Origin of the sequence: Chitinophaga sp. RAB17 (assembly GCF_052114225.1) — a bacterium.
Taxonomy (GTDB): Bacteria; Bacteroidota; Bacteroidia; order Chitinophagales; family Chitinophagaceae; genus Chitinophaga.
The window spans coordinates 1-368 of the sequence record NZ_JBFREI010000065.1 but is presented as its reverse complement, the minus strand read 5'-3'; the positions used below and the strand labels follow the sequence as shown (position 1 = coordinate 368).

Annotated in this window: 1 protein-coding gene; it reads right to left on the bottom strand. The window is 44.3% G+C overall.

Annotated features, from left to right (window positions below; genetic code table 11):
• Positions 1–368, bottom strand: a 368-nt coding sequence (locus AB4Z08_RS35875; protein WP_441578583.1) for a hypothetical protein, incomplete at both ends; no start/stop codon positions are given.

The window sequence follows — 368 nt, the reverse complement described above, 5'->3', positions numbered from 1 at the left end:
ATCTGGTCTGCGATCGCTTTGATCACTGCAGCCGTAGTAGTGAATACTGCCGTGTTTTTAGGGAATACGATCGACGTTTGCAGGTATTGGAAGTCAGTTGCAGCTGCTTCTGTACCGGCCACTTTCGTTGTTAAGGTAATGGTCACTGGTTTAGCAGAGCTATAACCAGCTGGCAACGACATTTTGAACGCGGTGCTGTTGCCTTCATTCAATGTTAAGCTATCTGGTGTCAGCGTCAGTTTCTTCTGCGCTGGGTCCGTGAGATCTTTAACATAAATATGCGCGCTGGTAGCAGGCATATTTACATTGCCATTATTACCATCTACATTTAAAAGCCCTTCATCATTAAACACATTATTGGTCAATGT